Origin of the sequence: uncultured Aquimarina sp. (assembly GCF_947492405.1) — a bacterium.
Lineage (GTDB): Bacteria > Bacteroidota > Bacteroidia > Flavobacteriales > Flavobacteriaceae > Aquimarina.
The window spans coordinates 1,134,914-1,151,568 of the sequence record NZ_CANLMP010000002.1 but is presented as its reverse complement, the minus strand read 5'-3'; the positions used below and the strand labels follow the sequence as shown (position 1 = coordinate 1,151,568).

Annotated in this window: 14 protein-coding genes; all 14 read left to right on the top strand. The window is 29.6% G+C overall.

Going from position 1 to position 16,655, the window contains the following annotated elements; all coding sequences use genetic code 11:
- The first annotated feature begins 15 nt into the window (after nucleotides 1–15).
- The 14 genes from Q0829_RS11310 to Q0829_RS11245 all read left to right on the top strand — a co-directional run bounded on the left by Q0829_RS11310 (nucleotide 16) and on the right by Q0829_RS11245 (nucleotide 16,654).
- A complete protein-coding gene (locus Q0829_RS11310; protein ID WP_298542634.1) occupies nucleotides 16–888 on the top strand; it encodes an N-acetylneuraminate synthase family protein in 873 nt (290 codons plus the stop codon).
- Complete coding sequence (locus Q0829_RS11305; RefSeq protein ID WP_298542632.1) at nucleotides 885–2,045, top strand: acylneuraminate cytidylyltransferase; 1,161 nt, start codon at nucleotides 885–887, stop codon at nucleotides 2,043–2,045. The genes Q0829_RS11310 and Q0829_RS11305 overlap by 4 nt, the downstream gene beginning before the upstream one ends.
- Nucleotides 2,046–2,084: 39 nt before the next feature.
- On the top strand, nucleotides 2,085–3,110 hold the full coding sequence (locus Q0829_RS11300; protein ID WP_298542629.1) for a hypothetical protein: 1,026 nt from the start codon (nucleotides 2,085–2,087) through the stop codon (nucleotides 3,108–3,110).
- 16 nt (nucleotides 3,111–3,126) lie between these two features.
- Nucleotides 3,127–4,566: an oligosaccharide flippase family protein gene (locus Q0829_RS11295; RefSeq protein WP_298542625.1), complete on the top strand. Its 1,440-nt coding sequence runs from the start codon at nucleotides 3,127–3,129 to the stop codon at nucleotides 4,564–4,566.
- Nucleotides 4,563–5,741 carry a glycosyltransferase family 4 protein gene (locus tag Q0829_RS11290; protein ID WP_298542621.1) on the top strand — a complete coding sequence of 393 codons (1,179 nt, stop codon included), beginning with the start codon at nucleotides 4,563–4,565 and terminating at the stop codon, nucleotides 5,739–5,741. Before Q0829_RS11295 ends, Q0829_RS11290 begins: the two co-directional genes overlap by 4 nt.
- A gap of 58 nt (nucleotides 5,742–5,799) precedes the next feature.
- Nucleotides 5,800–6,600, top strand: a complete 801-nt coding sequence (locus Q0829_RS11285; RefSeq protein ID WP_298542618.1) for an FkbM family methyltransferase — start codon at nucleotides 5,800–5,802, stop codon at nucleotides 6,598–6,600.
- A 71-nt stretch (nucleotides 6,601–6,671) separates the two neighbouring features.
- Entirely contained in the window at nucleotides 6,672–7,868 is a 1,197-nt protein-coding gene (locus Q0829_RS11280) for a hypothetical protein (RefSeq protein WP_298542616.1), read from the top strand.
- The gene (locus Q0829_RS11275; RefSeq protein ID WP_298542613.1) at nucleotides 7,861–9,207 is read left to right on the top strand and encodes an O-antigen ligase family protein; all 1,347 of its coding nucleotides are present in this window, start codon (nucleotides 7,861–7,863) and stop codon (nucleotides 9,205–9,207) included. The genes Q0829_RS11280 and Q0829_RS11275 overlap by 8 nt, the downstream gene beginning before the upstream one ends.
- A 4-nt stretch (nucleotides 9,208–9,211) precedes the next feature.
- Nucleotides 9,212–10,270 carry a glycosyltransferase family 1 protein gene (locus tag Q0829_RS11270; RefSeq protein WP_298542611.1) on the top strand — a complete coding sequence of 353 codons (1,059 nt, stop codon included), beginning with the start codon at nucleotides 9,212–9,214 and terminating at the stop codon, nucleotides 10,268–10,270.
- A gap of 260 nt (nucleotides 10,271–10,530) precedes the next feature.
- Entirely contained in the window at nucleotides 10,531–11,565 is a 1,035-nt protein-coding gene (gmd, locus tag Q0829_RS11265) for a GDP-mannose 4,6-dehydratase (RefSeq protein ID WP_298542608.1), read from the top strand.
- Nucleotides 11,549–12,451, top strand: coding sequence for a GDP-mannose 4,6-dehydratase (locus Q0829_RS11260; protein ID WP_298542606.1), 903 nt, complete (start codon nucleotides 11,549–11,551; stop codon nucleotides 12,449–12,451). The genes gmd and Q0829_RS11260 overlap by 17 nt, the downstream gene beginning before the upstream one ends.
- Before the next feature lie 337 nt (nucleotides 12,452–12,788).
- A complete protein-coding gene (locus tag Q0829_RS11255) occupies nucleotides 12,789–13,982 on the top strand; it encodes a glycosyltransferase (protein ID WP_298542604.1) in 1,194 nt (397 codons plus the stop codon).
- Nucleotides 13,975–15,318 carry an undecaprenyl-phosphate glucose phosphotransferase gene (locus Q0829_RS11250; RefSeq protein WP_298542602.1) on the top strand — a complete coding sequence of 448 codons (1,344 nt, stop codon included), beginning with the start codon at nucleotides 13,975–13,977 and terminating at the stop codon, nucleotides 15,316–15,318. The genes Q0829_RS11255 and Q0829_RS11250 overlap by 8 nt, the downstream gene beginning before the upstream one ends.
- A gap of 22 nt (nucleotides 15,319–15,340) precedes the next feature.
- Nucleotides 15,341–16,654: a UDP-glucose/GDP-mannose dehydrogenase family protein gene (locus Q0829_RS11245; RefSeq protein WP_298542600.1), complete on the top strand. Its 1,314-nt coding sequence runs from the start codon at nucleotides 15,341–15,343 to the stop codon at nucleotides 16,652–16,654.
- The last annotated feature ends 1 nt before the right edge of the window (nucleotide 16,655 follow it).

Sequence of the window (16,655 nt, the reverse complement as noted above, 5' to 3'; positions counted from 1 at the left end):
TTAAATATCATAAATATGGAGTATAAAAAACCAAAAGTAATTGCAGAGATAGGCTGTAATCATAAAGGTGATATGGAAATAGCTAAAGAGCTATTACGCCTTTCAAAAGAATGTAATGCTGATGTTGCTAAGTTCCAGAAAAGAAATAATAAAGAATTATTAACAGAAGAACAGTATAATGCTCCACACCCTAATCCTAGTAATTCTTATGGGGACACTTACGGTGCGCATCGAGAATTTCTTGAATTTACAGTAAAACAGCACGAAGAGCTTAAAGCTTATTGTGATGAAATAGGGATAGAATATTCTACATCCGTTTGGGACGTTACTTCGGCAAGAGAAATGATAACATTCAATCCTGCTATGTTAAAGGTTCCGTCTGCTTGTAATAATCATTTTGATATGCTTCGTGTCTTAAGAGATGAATATACTGGTGAAGTGCATTTGTCATTTGGTATGACAAATCAGGAAGAAGAAAAGCAGATTATCTCTTTTTTTGAAGAAACAAATCAAGCAAAAAACAGATTAGTTATATACTCTTGCACCTCTGGATATCCGGTTCCATTTAAGGACGTATGTTTATTAGAAATTTCTAGATTAAAGAATGAATATGGCCATAGAGTTAAGGATATTGGATTTTCTGGACATCATCTCGGAATTGCTATTGATAATGCAGCTTATACGCTAGGAGCAACTTGGGTGGAAAGGCATTTCACCAAAGATCGAACATGGAAAGGTACTGATCATGCAGCTTCTTTAGAACCTACAGGTTTAAGAAAGTTATGTAGAGACTTATTAGCAACCTTTAAAGCATTGAACTATAAACAAACGGAAATTCTGGAAATAGAACAGGTACAAAGAGATAAACTCAAGTATCGAAAACAATGAAAACAATTGCGTTCATACCCGTTCGAGGAGGTAGTAAATCCATTCCTTTAAAGAATATTAAACAGTTTTGTGGCAGGCCATTAGTATACTGGACTATTAAAGCTGCTGTAGAGACTAATACTATTAATGAAGTTGTTATTGCTACAGATCACGAACAAATTGAGGCGGTAGTAAATTCCTTTGGTTTTAATAAAGTATCGGTGTTTAAAAGAAATAGTAATAATGCTCAGGATAGTTCATCAACAGAGAGTGTTATTTTAGAGTATTTAGAAGCAAGAAAGTTAGAAGAAAATGATGCCTTTATTTTAATTCAAGCTACATCACCTTTATTAACCGCAAAAGATTTAGGAGCAGGAATTAGGGTGTTTGAAGAACATAAGTATGACAGTGTTCTCTCTTGTGTACTATCCAAACGTTTTTTTTGGAATATCAAAGGCGATCCTATAAACTATGACCCTTACAATCGACCTAGAAGGCAAGATTTTGAAGGAACTTATATGGAGAATGGTGCTTTTTATATAAACACTGTTGGACAGATCAAAGATTATCAAAATAGACTCTCAGGAAATATAGGTATATCTTTAATGCCAGAATATACGGATGTAGAATTGGACGAAGAGGATGATTGGCAAAGAGCAGAAATTTTAATGAAAAAATATCTCTTCCCAGTCAGATCACAGAAAGAAATAAAATTGTTCATTTCTGATATTGATGGAGTGTTAACTGATGCAGGAATGTATTATAGTGAAAATGGGGATGAGTTAAAGAAATTCAATACGCACGACGGAATGGCTTTTCAATTGATCCGTGAGAGCGGAGTGAAAACCGCTATCATAACATCAGAAAATACCGAGTTGGTAAAAAGAAGAGCAAATAAATTGAAGGTTGATTATTTATATCAAGGAAAACGTGATGGAGGAAAACTATCAGCTGCTTTAGAAATTTGTAAAAAGGAAGGAATTGAAATTGATAATGTAGCTTATATAGGTGATGATATTAATTGCTTAGAATTGTTAAGTGCAGTTGGATTATCGGCTTGTCCATCTAATGCTTTAGAAAAAATCAAAAATATTCCAGGTATTATACAACTTTCTAAAAAAGGGGGCGAAGGTGTTGTTAGAGAATTTTATGAAGAAATTTTAGTAAAAACTCTTTAGATACGCTTGATAAAATGACTTCTCCTTAGATACAGTTTTATGAAGGCAAAACTTATTATAGCATCTCCTTTACAGTTAATTAATGCTATTGAAGCAAAAGAATATTTAGGAATTAAAAGTATAGATATTACTTTTTTTAGTGATGGGAATATTACTAATGAAAGACAAATAGCATTATTAATAGAAGAACTAAATATTAAGGCCACTGTATCAACGATTAAAATTCCTAGAAATCCAAGTTTCTTAAAAAGAATACTGTTCTTAAAAAACTTAAAAAAAAATAAGTCTAATATTGAGAACTATGAGTATATCATTATCGGACATTTCAGATCTATATATCAAGCTACTTATGCAAATTTATATGACACAAAAAATGTTTTTGTAGATGATGGTACAAGAACATTAGACGATATTTCTTTTCTAGATACGTTTGGTTACAATACGAAAGCTTATAAACTAAAAAAAATACTTTATTCTTTTTTGTTAGTAAAACCGTATTTAATCTCTAGAGAATACACCTTTTTTTCTTACTATGCTAAAAAAGTGGAAGTAAAAGATCATATCCATATATTAGAAAATACTTTTTCTTATATCAAAGGTCAAAAAACAAAAAAAAGTTCAAAGATTGAAAAGAAAATTGCCTTCGTTGGACAAAGTCTAGTGGATTCTAAATTGGTTACTCTGGATTTTTATCTTAGCTTGCTTAAAGATATTGACAGGTACTATAGAAAGGAATATGAACCAGGAATTATAATAGAGTATTATGCTCATAGAAATGAATCCGATAAGGTTTTAGAATTAATTGCAAAAATGCCTCATTGGAAAGTTATAAAAAACAAACTTCCTTTAGAGCTACATTTTCTATTTTCACCACAATTTCCAGAAGAGGTTGGACTTTTTTTCTCATCAGTTGCTGAGACGCTGTCGATCATTCTTGGGAGTGAATTAAAACTTAGGTCTTTTTTTATTCCATCTGATAAATTATTATATAGGAAAATGGAAATTGAAAACCTTTTCGAAACAAATCGAAATTCCGAAAATATTCAATTAGTTAGTAATTATTGATGAAAAACCTAATGAATTGAGTCAACAAAAGCTTCTTAAAAATTCTGGGATTTATAGCATTTTAATGCTACTTCAAAAAGGGATCAATTTTATTCTGATTCCCATTTTGACGATTTATTTATCCACCTATGATTATGGAGTCGTAGCAATCGTAATTGCAATTAATGCGTTTCTAAATGTATTTTATTTGTTGTCACTCCCTGGTACATTAAATAGGTTTTATTATGAGTTTAAAGATGGCCAAATAAAGATAAAAAAGCTTTTTGGAACTATAATTACCTTTGTTTTACTTAATAGCTTTGTAATTACATTAATTATCTTTTTAGGTAGGAAGTGGCTATTACTACCATTTTTAGAAGATGTTGATTTTTTTCCTTTCATGGCCCTTGGTTTAATATCTGTTATTTTTAATCCCTGTTATACCATATATCAGAGCTCGTTACAAGCAAGACAAGAAGGAGTTCGTTTTGGAAAAAATAATGCGATATTTTTTTTAGTAAATATTATTCTGTTGTTAACCAGTGTAATCTTATTAGATATGGGCGCCAAAGGTGTTTTGGGATCTTTAGCAATAACCAATGTTGTTTTTTTTATATATACCTTATCAAGGTTTAGAAAGGATATAACCTTCGGAATTGATATTGATATACTCAAAAAATCTTTAAAATATGCTTTTCCATTAATCCCACATACCTTATCTGGAGTCACTACAATGCTTATTGACAGGATAATTATTAATAAGTTAGTGAATACATCATTAGTTGGAATTTATAGTATCGGAAATAACTTCGGTAGTATTGTTTTTTTAATTGCTTCAGGGATAAACCAGGCTTTTGTTCCTTGGTTTAATCAAAAAATAAAGAATAATGACCAAAAATCTATTCCGGAAATTGCAAAGTTGCTCATTGTTTTTTATTGTATAATTGCTTTAGGACTATCTTTTTTTGGAAAGGAAATGATTATGTTGATTACTCCAAATGCATATCATAGGTCATGGATAGTAATACCTTGTATTTCATTTGCGTTTGTATTTCACGGAGTTTACTATTTTTTCGTGAGTGCTTTATTTTATGATATTCAAGGTCGAGGAAATCGCATTATACCTATATTTACAATATTGGCAGCGATATTAAACGTTATACTTAATATTATATTTATTCCTCAATACGGGATTTTGGGAGCAGCAATAGCTACTTTGATTAGTAAATTTTTACTATCAATATCTCTAAGTTTTTTTTATAATAGATTCGTTGAGATACAATATCCTGTGCGTTATATGATCTTCATACCTTTGGCATTTTATATAGTATCACTGATAAGTTATATATCATATTTAGAAACGTATCATTTTTTAAGTATAAAAATTATCATCTTTGTTGCTGTTCTGGTTTTATGCTTTTTACATTTTAAGAAAAAAATCAAAACTTTATTCAAAGAAAAGAAAATATTTAGTTGAAAGTTTTAATTGTCAATACATTATATCATCCATATAAAGTAGGAGGTGCGGAAATTTCTGTTCAGGCTATTGCTGAAGGTATGAGCAAAAAAGGAATAGAAGTGGCTGTATTGACATTGGGTGAGAAAACTGAGAAAACAGTCATAAATAGTGTATCTATTTATCGTCTTGAGATTAAAAATTCATTTTGGCCTTTTGATCAAGTAAAATATTCGAAAATTAAAAAGTTAAAATGGCATTTTACAGATATATATAATAAAGAATATAATAAAAATGTTAATGAAATAATTAGTGCTTTTCATCCAGATGTAATTCACACAAACAATCTTACAGGATTTTCTGTAGCAATTTGGGATATTGCTAAAACCAATAAAATTAAAGTTGTACATACGCTTAGGGACTATTATTTACAATGCCCTAAAACCAATAAGTTTAAGAATAATAATTGTACTAAACAGTGTACGGAATGTATGCTTTTTTCTAAGGTAAAGAAGACTAAATCTCAATTTGTGGATAGGGTTATAGGAATTAGCGATTTTATATTAAAGGATCATATACAAGAAGGTTATTTTAAGTATTCGGATAAAAAAGTAATTTATAACGGATTCGATATCACAAAAAAGCTATCAGGAAACGCAAATTTTAATGGACAAACCTTTTTAAAATTTGGCTTTATCGGACAGGTAAATAAAGCAAAAGGAATTGAAGTCTTAATGAAATGTATTGCAGAGTTTACTAAGTATGATAATTGGAAGTTATATATAGCTGGAGTTGTAGATTCATCATACAAGGATTATTTATTAAGTTTTTTACCCAAAGAAAAGGTAGAATTTATGGGATATGTAAAACAAGAAACTTTTTTTAAAACCATAAATGTTTTGGTAGTTCCTTCTTTATGGGAAGAACCATTTGGTAGAGTTGTATTAGAAGGAATATTGAACAATGTTCCTGTATTAGGAAGTAAAAAAGGTGGTATCAAAGAAATATTAAGTAATAATTCTAAGTTTACCTTTAACCCTTTGAACGAAGAGTTAAAAAATTTACTGCAATTAATATTAGAAAATCCAAAGGAGTTAAATACATTTAATTTTGATATAGATTACCTTTACAAGTCATTTTCATTAGAAAGCATGATTGATGAATATATAAAAGTATATAAGGAATTAAAAAATTGATTTCATTTCTTTTTTTAAAAGAATAGTTTGAAACAAATACAATGAAAGAATTAAAGTAATGGTGAAAATTAAAAAACAGATAAAAAATTCGTTGCCCAAAAGTGTTTATTCTGGATTAAGAAAAATAAAACTATTTCCTAAAAACGCAAGGCTTACTTTAGCAGGTTTTTATTTTACCTACTTCATTAAAGAATATAAGAGCAACGGAGTTTCTATAAAAATACCCTTCTCGCTTACTAATTTTAAATTCAGAGGACGTTTTGTTTTTGATACATATGAAAAAGAAGAGGCTGAATATCTTTCAAAATATTTATCTCCGGATGCAACGGTAATTGAGCTTGGTGGTTGTTTAGGGTTTGTATCTTGCTTGACTAATAAAATACTTAATGACAAAACAAAACACCTAGTTTTAGAAGCTAATCCAAATTTGATACCGTGGATTGAAAAAAATAAAGCGGAGAATAGTTGTTTTTTTTCTGTCGAAAATGTGGTGATAACCAAAGAAAAAGAAATCCCATTTTACATTCATGATTTGATTGTAGGAGGAAGTCTTAAAAGAAAAACAGGAAACCAAGTTAGCATATCAGGTGCTACCTTTGATTCATTACAAAAAAAGTACGATCTTATTTTCGATACTTTGATTATGGACATCGAAGGAGGTGAATTAGAACTTTTTAGAAATCAGAAAGAAGAAATCGCAAAATTTAAAATGATATTTTTCGAAGTTCATCCGTTTGCGGGCATATTAACTAATGAAGAGGCTCAAGAGTGCGAAGATATTCTTTCACAACTTGATTTTAGAATTATAAAGAGAGATGGACATTTTCAAGTTTGGGAAAAATCTTTTACAAATAATTAGATATCGTATAAAAATGTAAATTTACCCAAAAACATAGATTTAACAAATATGTTTAATAATTATGATGATTAATGAAAATTAGTTTTAATCTTGAAGGTGTCACTTTTTATATAGTACTTCTATTAGGAATTTTTAATTCTGTTTTTCGTTATTATCTTTTAGACTCCCCATTTTTTCCTATTGTTTATATTTCTCAATTACTAATGGTGGTTGTGGTTTGTATACATTTTGTGTCTTTTTTGAATCAAGTTAAAGTCAAAAGAAACTTTTTAGCACTTTCGATTATGCTACTTTTGGCTCTAATTATAGGTGTTATTTATACAAATACTATTCTTCAGGTATTTATGGGAGTTTATATTTTAACACCTCTTTTTTATGGATTTGTAATGTATCCTTTTTTTGAAAGAATATTGAGCTATAAACATTTTTATAAGATCATACTGATTATTGGTATTGCAGGTGTACTTCTTAATCTAGTTTTTATTTTTCCTTGGGAAGGTTTTAATTATGAGGTTTATGGAAAAACAATTGAAGGCAATCGTTTTTGGACTTCATTAGGAACAAGGAGACTTTCCGGACTGGGAAGATCTTCTTATGAAACTGCTGCATATGTTCTTTTTTTAGCGATTATATATATGCTTAAAAAGTCTAAAATTCAGATTATATGGATATTGGCTGGTATTGCTATATATTTTACGGATACTAAGGGGATTTTAATGACCTACGGCATTATTTCGTTACTAGTATTGCTTTGGAATTATATTTCAGATTCTACAAAAAAAACAATGTTAATAGCTATATTGTTTGTTAATCTAGCTCTTCCTTTAATTTCTTGGTCATTTTCTATTGATGATATAACAAGTAGTAATTTTCTAAGATCTTTTGAAATGAGAATAGAACGCACCTGGCCTGAAGCTTATAAATTGATTTCAGAGTCTGGAAACTTTATTACCGGAAGAGGAATAGGAGGAATAGGTGTGCCACAAAATATTTTTGAGCCTGAACTATCGCATCCAGCGGATAATCTGTTTGTATATCTTATTGCTATTTTTGGTATTGGTGCTTTTATTGTGTACGCTTTTTTAGTTAGAGGCGTTTATAATAAGCAAATACGAAATACAGAAGTAGAAAAATTATTTTATATATTATCCGTGTACGTCTTTGCCTATGGAATTACCACTAATGTTATTGAATTGCCGGTTATGAGTATATGTCTTGGATTAGTTTTTAGATATTGGATGGATAACGAGAATTATGAAATTGAATAACTATAAATATTTATTAGGGTTAGATTCAGAATTTCGTTTGAATAATATATTTATAATATGTTCTTATCTATTATCCATTTTCCCTATACTAACTTTTGGTATTCGAACAATAATAATTATTGTTTGGATTTTTTTCGGGACTCTATCATTACTTAAAAATAAGAGTTTTCAAATCAATCAAGATAAATATAGTAAGCCGATAATTATCTTTTTAGTTATATCTTTTATGCTATTGATTTTCAGCTTATTGTATTCTAAGGATGTGTCTGAAGGTAGTAAAAGGTTAATTGGAATGCTTCCTTTTGCTATTCTTCCTATAATATTTTATTTGAACAAACGGGCATTCACAAAGAAACGAATTGATTGGATTATCAATTTTTTTTGTTGCTCAGTGATAATTTTTGTTTTATATCAAATGCTACTTCTACTCTTTAATTTTGATATCATAACTAATGATCTTAGTATCTCTGAAATCAAAAGAAATAATTTACATCATTTAAGTTCAATAAGTCAGGATCAGATTCAACAAATAAAAATAAGAAGATTGAGAAACTTTATTTTGAAATTGGTTGATTCGCACCCCACATATCAAGGGTTGTGGATATCTTTTGTTGTTTTTTGGCTTATTTCTAAATTCAAATCTGATTGGAGGCAATTAAAATATAAAATACCTGCGATCTTAGTGGTTGGGATGTTAATTTTTTGGATGTTTGTAATCTCTGCAAGAATGCCTATACTAGCATCTATTGTTGCAATTATTTTAACTTGGATATTGTTCAAGGGAGTTTCGATAAGAACTTTTTCAAGCATAATATTATTTTCAATAATAACACTATTTTCTTTATATACTTTTATAAAGCCTATCAATACTAAAGTATCTGAGATCGTTGACAATGTATTTACCTTACCAACGAAAGGAAATGATATTTATAATTTTAATTCTACCAATGTTAGAAGTGGAATATATTATTGTGATGGAATATTAGTTAAAGAAAATTGGTTGTTTGGAACTGGTATTGGAGATATGCAAGCCGAGTTATCTGCTTGCTACGATGAAAAAATAGGAGCTAAGGTTTATAAATGGCAAAGCTATAATTCGCATAATCAATATTTATTTTTTTTGATTGGTTCAGGAGTTTTAACATTATTTTCTTTTTGTAGTTTCCTATTTTATTCTTTTAAAAAGTTAATAGCAGTAAGGAATAGTGCTTTGTTTTATGGTTTTATGGTTATCTCTATTGTAATGCTAACAGAGAATATAATTTCTCGTTCGGACGGAGTTTTATTTTTTGGATTATATGTTTCACTTATCTTGTTGTCTTCTAAAAAAACAAAATAAAAATATGATTTATGTCAATGCTAGGTTTTTAACGCAAAAAGTGACAGGTGTTCAGAGATATGCAATTGAAATATGTAAATTATTACCAAAGGAAATTTTAGAAAAAAGAATTACTTTCATTGCGCCTAAAAAAGCTAAATTAAACCCTCTTTTTAAAGAGTTTAATAGTATTGCCATAGGAAAACTAGAAGGTCAGTTATGGGAACAGATCGATCTACCTATATTTTTAAAAAGAAAAGGAAACCCTTTACTTATAAACTTTGTTGGAATAGGACCGATATGGTATAGGAATAAGATAATGACCGTTTACGATCTTGCATTTAAACATCATCCAGAATGGTTTTCCAAAAGTTTTCAATTGACTTATAATTGGTTTATACCTATGAGCCTGAAAAACTCAAAACACATAATTACAGACAGTAATTATGTGAAAAATGATTTAATTAACACATATAACCTTCCTTCAGAAAAAATTAATGTTGTTTATGCTGCACCTTCATCAGCATTTGTGAAAAAACAGGTGAATAAAGAAGCTATGATTTTAATGGTTTCTTCTTTAGATCCAAGAAAAAATATGACACGTGTAATCGAAGCTTTTGATCAATTAAGTATTCCACATAAGTTAGTAATAGTTGGAGCCCGAGGAACAGTTTTTTCTGATTTAGAGATTCCGGAACCAATAAAAAAAGAAAAAATAAAGTTTACAGGATATATTGAAGATGAAGAATTAGTTGAACTATATAATAAAGCAGAACTCTTTATGTATCCATCGTTATTTGAAGGCTTTGGTATTCCTCCTTTAGAAGCACAAAAATGCGGTACTGCTTGTTTGATTTCTAACGTAACATCTTTGCCTGAGGTTTATCAAGATTCTGCCGAGTATTGTAACCCCCGAAGTGTTTCGGATATAAAAAATAAAATCTATGATGTTTTAACTAATCAAAAAAAGAGAAATGCGTTAATATCAAAAGGTTTTTTAAATGTAAAAAAATATAATTGGAATAAATCAGCAGAAGATTTTATTTTGATAATTAAAAATAATATGAATGAAAAAGTGAACTAAGACAATATGGATTTTACTTTTGTTAAATCTTCCAAAGATTAACATCAATAATATGATGTAATTTTATAATAAAAAGACCTTAATAATAATTAAATCTATAATTTGTCTAAGTAAGGGCTAATCTTTACTTTTAGTCCATAGGAAAAGTTTAACTAAATTATAATTTCTTTCCAAACTAGAAAATTCTGTTCTCGGTTTACCTAAAAACATAAACTTTAGGATAGTTGTGGTTTATTATATACAAACTTGAAAAAATTAAAATGAAAAAAGCAATAATCACAGGTATTACGGGCCAAGATGCAGCATATTTGGCCGAGTTACTTTTGTCAAAAGATTATGAAGTCTATGGAACCTATCGAAGAACAAGCTCTACTAATTTTTGGAGAATAGAAGAGTTAGGAATAGAAAATCATCCAAACCTTCATTTATTAGAATATGATTTGATCGATTTGTCTAGTGCATATAGAATAATTGCGAAAGTAGAGCCCGATGAGATTTATAATTTAGCTGCTCAAAGTTTTGTTGGTGTTTCTTTTACGCAACCAATAGCAACTGCTAATATTACGGGTATTGGTGTTATGAATTTATTAGAAGCAATTCGAACAATAAATCCGAAAATTAAATTTTATCAGGCATCAACTTCAGAAATGTTTGGGAAAGTTACTAGAATTCCGCAAAACGAAGAAACTCCATTTCACCCTAGAAGCCCTTACGGTGTTGCAAAAGTTTTTGCCCATTGGGCTACATTGAATTATCAAGAATCATATGATTTATTTGCAACTAGTGGTATTCTATTTAATCACGAATCCCCACTCAGGGGTAAAGAATTTGTGACCAGAAAAATTACAGATGCAGTAGCGAAAATACATTTAAAAAAACAAGATGTACTAGAACTAGGAAATCTCAATGCAAAAAGAGATTGGGGTTATGCAAAAGAGTATGTGGAAGGGATGTATATGATGTTGCAAGCACCAGTAGCGGATACTTATGTGTTAGCAACAAACCAGACAAACACAGTTCGGGATTTTGTTACTTTATCATTTAAAACCGTAGGTGTTGATATTGGATGGATGGGAAAGAATGAACATGAAGTAGGAATTGACTTAAAAACACAACGGGAAATTGTAAAAGTAAACCCGAAATTTTATAGGCCGGCAGAAGTGGATTTGTTGATAGGAGATGCTTCTAAAGCGAAGAAAGATTTGGGATGGGAATCAAAAACAACTCTTGAAGAACTTGCCAAAATGATGGTAAAAAGTGATATTAAACGAAATACTAATGGAGGATCTTTCTGAAAAAATTGTTTTTATAACTGGTATTACAGGTTTTACGGGAGTACATTTAGAGAAATTTTTTCTGAGTGAAGGATGGAAGGTATTTGGAACAACATTCCAAACACCTGAAAATAAAAATCATTTTTTATGTGATATTACAAAAAAAGAAGAAGTTGATAAAATTATAAAAAATTTACGGCCAAATTACATTATACACACAGCAGCAGTATCTTTCGTTGAAGCAAGTCATAAAGAGAATATGTATAAGGTTAATGTTTTTGGTACATTAAACCTTTTGGACGCTATCATTGAATCTAATATAAATCCAGAAAAAATAATCATTGTAAGTAGCGCTGCGGTCTATGGTAATATTGGGGAAACGCTTTCAGAAGATTTATGTCCTCACCCTATCAATCATTATGGAAACAGTAAGCTGGTTATGGAAAATATGATTAAGGCATATTTTTCTAAGTTAGATATTATTATCACAAGGCCTTTTAATTACACAGGTGTTGGACAATCGCAGGATTTTCTAATTCCTAAAATTGTATCTCATTTCAAGGAAAAAAAGCCAATTATTGAACTAGGAAATTTAGATGTTTATAGAGAATTTAATGATATTGACTATATAGTAAAATGTTATTATAACTTATTGATATCTGGAATTGTTTCAGAAACAGTAAATATTTGTACAGGAAGGACTAATAAGATAAAAGAAATCCTTTCATTTCTTGAAAAATTATCAGATCATATAATAGAAGTCAAAGTAAATTCGAAATATATTCGAAAAAATGAAATAGAAATTTTGAAAGGAGATTCTTCTAAGTTGCATAGTTTTATCGGTGACTTATCAAAGGATTATAGCTTAGAAAATACATTAACAAAAATGTTTAACTCGGAAAATTGAAGATAGTTAAGGAAATCTTTTCATTCTTGATTAAAGAGTGTATTAAAATTGATTTCTTTTTAGAGCTAGTATGATTTTTTAAACACCTTTTTGATGTAACGAGCTTTTTTGCTTCAATTTCTTAGATACATAAGACATATAACTATGAGCAAGTAAGCTCTTTAATGCTTATCGTATCTCATTTCTTTTAAAAGATCATCTAATACTGATAAATTGCTTTAACTTTGTTTTTGGTTAATTTAGAGCTCTTCAAGAAGTTTTTAATTTAGTAATTATAATTTTTTTGCAGCTCTTTATTAAAATTTTAAATTCAATAATTAATTTATAAATGTTGGAAATGAAAAAAGCTTTAGTACATGATTGGTATACACAATATAGTGGTGGTGAAAGATGTATTGAAAGCTTTACAAACATTTGGGATGATTTTGATCATTTTACTTTAGTTGATACTTTAACTAATGAGCAGAGAGAGAAAGTACTTAAAGGTAAAAAAACAAATACCTCTTTTATAGAAAAGCTACCATTTGGTAAGAAAAAATACCGTTCTTATTTACCCTTATTCCCTTTGGCAATTGAACAGTTTGATCTAAATGAATATGACTTGATTATTTCTTCATCTTCTGCCATATCAAAGGGGGTATTAACAAGACCTGATCAACTACATATATGTTATGTTTATTCACCAATTCGTTATGCGTGGGATTTATATTTTCAGTATTTAAAAGAAAGTGGACTTAATAAAGGAATAAAGGGTTTTATAGCAAAGTACTTTCTTCATAAACTAAGAATTTGGGATGTTAGTACTGCTAATAGGCCTAATCATTATATCGCAATTTCTCATTATATCGCAGCAAGAATAAAAAAAATTTATAATAAAGAATCGATAGTAATTTATCCTCCTGTAGACACAAAATCTTTTACAATATCTGAGAAGAAAGAAGATTATTATGTTACGTGTTCTAGGATGGTGCCGTATAAAAAAATAAATTTGATAGTAGAAGCGTTTTCCAAAACAAATAAGAAGCTTATTGTGATTGGAGACGGTCCAGATTTTAGAAAAATAAAGAAACTGGCTACTTCAAATGTTGATCTAATGGGACATGTGGGAAAAATTGAAATGATTGAAATATTAAGAAAAGCCAGAGCCTTTGTTTTTGCTGCAGAGGAAGATTTTGGGATAGCACCAATAGAAGCTCAGGCTTGTGGAGTACCTGTCATTGCTTACGCTAAAGGAGGAGTTTTAGAAACAATTAACGGTTGTTTTGTAACAGATAATATAGAAGACAGACATACAGGGGTTTTTTTTAAAGAGCAAACTATTGATTCTCTACTTGATGCAATTCAGTTTTTTGAAACACATGAACATTCTTTTGATAAACCAACAATACGTAAACACGCAGAGTTTTTTAGTAAAGAACGATTCGAAAAGGAGTTTAAAGAAACAATAGAAGGGATATATGATCGTTGGAGAAAGAGCATGAGTGATAGTAACAAAATTCAAAACAACCGAGAAAGAACTATTTATGAATAAAGGTGGATATTCAAAATATATAAGACCACTTTTATATGGTATTGACCTATTAATGGTTTGTTTCTTGGCATATTTTTTTCTTACTAAAAGTGTGTTAGATATAAGTTTTATAATTTTATTTTGGTTGGTATTATCCTTTTTGATTTCTATATATGCCATCTATCGTTTTACTAAAATTGTAAAAATTATATCTTTATTTTTTCGACAGACAGTATTACTAGCTTTATTAGTTTTTACGTATTATTATATAAGTGGGCGGTTTATCCCCAAAACTAATATTATTAATTTCTTTGTAGCGCTTCTTATTGTTATTACGAGCTGGAGAGTCTTTTTGTTTGTTTTCTTTCAGAGATATAGGATTATTACTGGGAGTAATAATGTCTATGTAGTTATTGTAGGATTAAACCATTCTACACGAAAGCTGGCATCTTTTTTTGATAATTCTCCAGAATACGGTTACCAATTCAAAGGCTTTTTTGATAACCAAGATGAATCAGATATAATCGGAACAATTGAGGATAGCTATAACTTTATAATTGAAAATAAAATTGATGAAGTATATTGTTCGACAAAAGAACTTACTAATGAGCAGATAAAAGAGCTTACTGAATTCTGTGAGCGTAATATGAAAGTGATAAAATTCGTTGCAGACGATAAAGAGCTTTTTTCGAAAAATTTAGAGTTAGATTATTATAACTTAACACCAATCTTATCTCTATCTAAAATACCATTAGACGACCCAATAAAAGATTTGATCAAAAGAACTTTTGATATCGTTTTTTCTGTTTCAGTTATAATCTTCTTATTATCTTGGCTAATTCCTGTAATAGCTTTATTAATTAAAATAGAAAGTCGAGGCCCCGTTTTTTTTAAACAATACAGATATGGAGCTGATTTTAATTTGTTTTTGTGTTATAAATTTAGATCAATGACAGCTAATAAGGAATCAGATAAGGTTCAGGCATCAAAAAATGATGCTAGAGTTACTCGCATTGGTAAATTTATAAGAAGGACAAGTTTGGATGAATTGCCTCAATTTTTTAATGTACTATATGGCGAAATGTCTGTAGTTGGCCCCAGGCCTTTATTAATGAGTCATACAGATGACTATAAAGACAAAATAAATAAGTTTATGGTTCGACACAACGTTAAACCCGGTATAACTGGATTAGCGCAAACAAGCGGATATAGAGGTAATATAGCAAATGATTCTGATATGTTAAATAGGGTACGGTATGATATATTTTATGTAGAAAATTGGTCATTGATTTTAGATATTAATATAATTTTACAAACTATTGTCAATATTTTTAAAGGAGAAGACAAAGCATATTAATAAAAAGAAAGAAAAATAATACATGAAGATATCGGTAATAGGAACGGGTTATGTTGGATTGGTTACAGGAACTTGTTTAGCAGAAACAGGTAACGAAGTTGTTTGTGTTGATATAGATGAACAAAAGGTTCAAAAAATGCGGGACGGTGAAGTACCTATTTATGAGCCACACTTAGATGTACTATTTGACAGAAACATTAAGGCAAACAGGTTACGTTTTACTACTTCACTTAAAGAAGGTGTAGATCATGGAGAAATTATATTTTTAGCCTTACCAACGCCTGAAGATGAGGATGGTTCTGCAGATTTATCGTACGTTTTAGGTGTTTCTGATGAAATAGGTAAAATTATTTCTGATTATAAGGTGATTGTGGATAAGAGTACTGTTCCGGTGGGTACTGCAGAAAAAGTACACGCTGCAATATCCGGTAATGCAAAGTGTAGCTTCGATGTAGTCTCTAATCCTGAATTTTTAAGAGAAGGATTTGCGGTAGATGATTTTCTGAAACCAGAAAGAATTGTTGTAGGTTCTTCTTCGAAGAAAGCAACGGAGCTTATGGAAAGACTTTACAAACCTTTTGTTAGATCAGGTAATCCAATTATTATAATGGATGAAAAATCCGCAGAATTAACGAAGTATGCAGCAAATTCGTTTTTAGCTACCAAGATCACTTTTATGAACGAAATAGCAAATTATTGCGAAAAGGTTGGTGCGGATGTGGATAAGGTAAGAAGAGGAATGGGCACAGATTCTAGGATAGGGAAACGTTTTTTGTTTCCTGGAATAGGTTATGGAGGTTCTTGTTTTCCTAAAGATGTGAAAGCATTACATAAATCTGGGAAGGATGATAATTATGATTTTAAAATTTTAGAATCTGTAATAGAAGTAAACCAACGTCAAAAAGTAGTATTAATTCCTAAGATTTTAGATTACTTTAATAATGACCTTAAAGGAAAAACTTTTGCAATTTGGGGCCTTGCTTTTAAACCAGAAACCGATGATATTAGAGAAGCACCGGCGTTAGATATAATTGATGGTTTACTAAACAAAGGAGCTAGAATAAAGGCTTTTGATCCTGAAGCAATGGAAAATGTAGCAAGGAAATATGAAAGTAAAATTACGTTCTCTAATTCTATGTATGAAGCTTTAGATGGTTCAGATGCCTTAATTATATGCACTGAATGGAGTATTTTTAGAACACCGGATTTTCAAAAAATAAAGAATGATCTTATAAATCCAGTTATTTTTGATGGAAGAAATTTATATGATCTAAAAGATATGGAAAAAGAAAAAGTCTCATATTTTTCCATAGGAAGAAAAGATATAAAATTATAAC

Coding starts and splice junctions, on each gene's coding strand:
- Q0829_RS11310 (WP_298542634.1), top strand. CDS start 16: ATGGAGTATAAAAAACCAAAAGTAATTGCAGAGATAGGCTGTAATCAT.
- Q0829_RS11250 (WP_298542602.1), top strand. CDS start 13,975: ATGAATAAAGGTGGATATTCAAAATATATAAGACCACTTTTATATGGT.
- Q0829_RS11260 (WP_298542606.1), top strand. CDS start 11,549: ATGGAGGATCTTTCTGAAAAAATTGTTTTTATAACTGGTATTACAGGT.
- Q0829_RS11305 (WP_298542632.1), top strand. CDS start 885: ATGAAAACAATTGCGTTCATACCCGTTCGAGGAGGTAGTAAATCCATT.
- Q0829_RS11245 (WP_298542600.1), top strand. CDS start 15,341: ATGAAGATATCGGTAATAGGAACGGGTTATGTTGGATTGGTTACAGGA.
- Q0829_RS11280 (WP_298542616.1), top strand. CDS start 6,672: ATGAAAATTAGTTTTAATCTTGAAGGTGTCACTTTTTATATAGTACTT.
- Q0829_RS11255 (WP_298542604.1), top strand. CDS start 12,789: ATGAAAAAAGCTTTAGTACATGATTGGTATACACAATATAGTGGTGGT.
- Q0829_RS11270 (WP_298542611.1), top strand. CDS start 9,212: ATGATTTATGTCAATGCTAGGTTTTTAACGCAAAAAGTGACAGGTGTT.
- Q0829_RS11285 (WP_298542618.1), top strand. CDS start 5,800: ATGGTGAAAATTAAAAAACAGATAAAAAATTCGTTGCCCAAAAGTGTT.
- Q0829_RS11300 (WP_298542629.1), top strand. CDS start 2,085: ATGAAGGCAAAACTTATTATAGCATCTCCTTTACAGTTAATTAATGCT.
- gmd (WP_298542608.1), top strand. CDS start 10,531: ATGAAAAAAGCAATAATCACAGGTATTACGGGCCAAGATGCAGCATAT.